The sequence below is a fragment of the Paracoccus sp. J55 genome, assembly GCF_000513975.1.
GTDB lineage: Bacteria > Pseudomonadota > Alphaproteobacteria > Rhodobacterales > Rhodobacteraceae > Paracoccus.
Genome location: NZ_AZVA01000061.1, coordinates 2,501 through 5,595, shown reverse-complemented (window position 1 = coordinate 5,595; position 3,095 = coordinate 2,501). Strand labels below are relative to the sequence as shown.

Here is a 3,095-nt window from a genome sequence, read left to right as displayed (position 1 = left end):
CCTTCAGGTTATGAGCCTGACGAGCTACCGGGCTGCTCTACCCCGCGGCATTTTTTGCGGATCGTTCTGATACGCACTGCTTCGTTCTTGAGAGACGGATCGCTTCTTTTCAGGTCTGGCGGTGACCTACTCTCCCACGTCTTTTGACGCAGTACCATTGGCGCGACGGCACTTAACGGCCGAGTTCGGGATGGGATCGGGTGTTTTGCTCGTGCTTTGGCCACCAGACCGGAAAAGGAGCGATCGGCGTTTTCCGGTTCTTCTGGGAACCTGGAAAGACATTGTCCAAGGATGCTTTTGGAAGAAGGTCTGTCTTCTTCCGGATCAAATCAAGCCAATCGAGCCATTAGTACCGGTCAACTGAACGCATTGCTGCGCTTACATCTCCGGCCTATCGACGTGGTGGTCTTCCACGGCTCTCAAGGGATACCTTGTTTTGAGGGGGGCTTCACGCTTAGATGCCTTCAGCGTTTATCCTGTCCGTTCATAGCTACCCAGCACTGCCGTTGGCACGACAACTGGTCCACCAGTGGAACGTTCACCCCGGTCCTCTCGTACTAGGGGCAACTCCTCTCAAGTATCCTACACCCACGGCAGATAGGGACCGAACTGTCTCACGACGTTCTAAACCCAGCTCACGTACCTCTTTAAATGGCGAACAGCCATACCCTTGGGACCTGCTCCAGCCCCAGGATGAGATGAGCCGACATCGAGGTGCCAAACGATGCCGTCGATATGGACTCTTGGGCATCATCAGCCTGTTATCCCCAGCGTACCTTTTATCCGTTGAGCGATGGCCCTTCCACTCGGGACCACCGGATCACTATGGCCGACTTTCGTCTCTGCTCGACTTGTCAGTCTTGCAGTCAGGCTGGCTTCTGCCATTGCACTCAACGAGCGATTTCCGACCGCTCTGAGCCAACCTTCGCGCGCCTCCGTTACTCTTTGGGAGGCGACCGCCCCAGTCAAACTACCCACCACGCAGGGTCCCGGACCCGGATAACGGGCCGCGGTTAGACATCAAGAGTGCGAAGGGTGGTATCTCAAGGATGGCTCCACGGGAACTGGCGTCCCCGCTTCGATGCCTACCACCTATCCTGCACATCGCAATCCTGATGCCAGTGCGAAGCTATAGTAAAGGTGCATGGGGTCTTTCCGTCTAACCGCGGGAAGTCTGCATCTTCACAGACAATTCAATTTCGCTGAGTCCACATTTGAGACAGCGGGGAAGTCGTTACGCCATTCGTGCAGGTCGGAACTTACCCGACAAGGAATTTCGCTACCTTAGGACCGTTATAGTTACGGCCGCCGTTTACCGGGGCTTCAATTCAAGGCTTGCACCTCTCCTTTTAACCTTCCGGCACCGGGCAGGCGTCAGACCCTATACGTCGCCTTACGGCTTCGCAGAGCCCTGTGTTTTTAGTAAACAGTCGCCACCCCCTGGTTTGTGCCCCCCGCCACTGCTTGCGCAGCAACGGGGCCTCCTTCTCGCGAACTTACGGAGGTATTTTGCCGAGTTCCTTAAATGTGGTTCTCTCAAGCGCCTTGGTATTCTCTACCAGTCCACCTGTGTCGGTTTAGGGTACGGTCTCATGGAGGGCTATTTCCAGGAACCGCTCAGCAGCCCCTCCAATCCGATAAGGAGGAACTACACCTGCGATCCGTCACCATCTCCTGGCCCAGGAATATTAACCTGGTTCCCATCGACTACGCCTTTCGGCCTCGCCTTAGGGGCCGGCTTACCCTGCTCAGATTAGCTTTAAGCAGGAACCCTTGGACTTTCGGCGACAGGGTCTCTCACCCTGTTTGTCGCTACTCATGTCAACATTCTCGCTTCCGATCACTCCACCGGATGCCTTACAGCCCGGCTTCACAGTAAACGCCTGTCCGACCAAGGCTTTCCCAAGGGAAAGCTGAAGTCGGATGGCGTTATATCACGGAACGCTCCGCTACCGCGTGCATCAATGCACACCCAAAGCTTCGGCTCGTGGCTTGAGCCCCGTTACATCTTCGCCGCAAGACCTCTTGATTAGACCAGTGAGCTGTTACGCTATCTTTAAAGGATGGCTGCTTCTAAGCCAACCTCCTGGTTGTTTTGGAAGTCTCACATGCTTTCCCACTTAGCCACGAATTGGGGGCCTTAGCTGTTGGTCAGGGTTGTTTCCCTCTCCACGACGGACGTTAGCACCCGCCGTGTGTCTGCCAGATAGTTCTTCCCGGTATTCGGAGTTTGCTTAGACTCAGTAAGGCTGTGGGCCCCCATCATCCATGCAGTGCTCTACCCCCGGGAGAATTCGTCTGACGCGCTACCTAAATAGCTTTCGCGGAGAACCAGCTATCTCCAGATTTGATTGGCCTTTCACCCCTAGGCACAAGTCATCCCGACCTTTTTCAACAGGTGTGGGTTCGGCCCTCCAGTTGGTGTTACCCAACCTTCAGCCTGCTCATGCCTAGATCATCTGGTTTCGGGTCTGATCCGTCTGACTCATGCGCCCTTTTAAGACTCGCTTTCGCTGCGCCTACACCTAACGGCTTAAGCTTGCCAGACAGACCAAGTCGTTGACCCATTATACAAAAGGTACGCCGTCAGGGCGCAAGGCCCCTCCGACTGCTTGTAGGCGTCCGGTTTCAGAAACTGTTTCACTCCCCTCGTCGGGGTGCTTTTCACCTTTCCCTCACGGTACTGGTTCGCTATCGGTCAGCAAGGAGTACTTAGCCTTCGAGGGTGGTCCCCCGATCTTCAGACAGGATTTCACGTGTCCCGCCCTACTTAATGCGTCCGATCAAACTTCCCATACGGGGCTGTCACCCGCTATGGCTGGCCTTTCCAGGCCATTCTGGTCATTCTCACGGCTCGGCTGGTCCCCGTTCGCTCGCCACTACTGGGGGAGTATCTGTTGATTTCCTTTCCTCCGGGTACTTAGATGTTTCAGTTCCCCGGGTTCGCTCTTAAAACCCTATGTATTCAGGTGATAAGTACCTGGTTAACCCAACTGTTGATACCCAAGGGTAACAACAATCGAGTTTCAGGTGGGTTTCCCCATTCGGAGATCCATGGATCAAAGCTTATTCTCAGCTCCCCATGGCTTATCGCA

General features: G+C 54.8%; 2 rRNA genes (1 of these 2 cut by a window edge). Both read right to left on the bottom strand.

From position 1 onward, the window contains the following. Window positions 1-113: 113 nt before the first annotated feature. Window positions 114-228 (bottom strand): 5S ribosomal RNA (rrf, locus tag PARJ55_RS0120515). Window positions 229-325: 97 nt separating this feature from the next. Then, a 23S ribosomal RNA gene (locus PARJ55_RS0120510) occupies window positions 326-3,095 on the bottom strand; it runs 67 nt beyond the window's last position.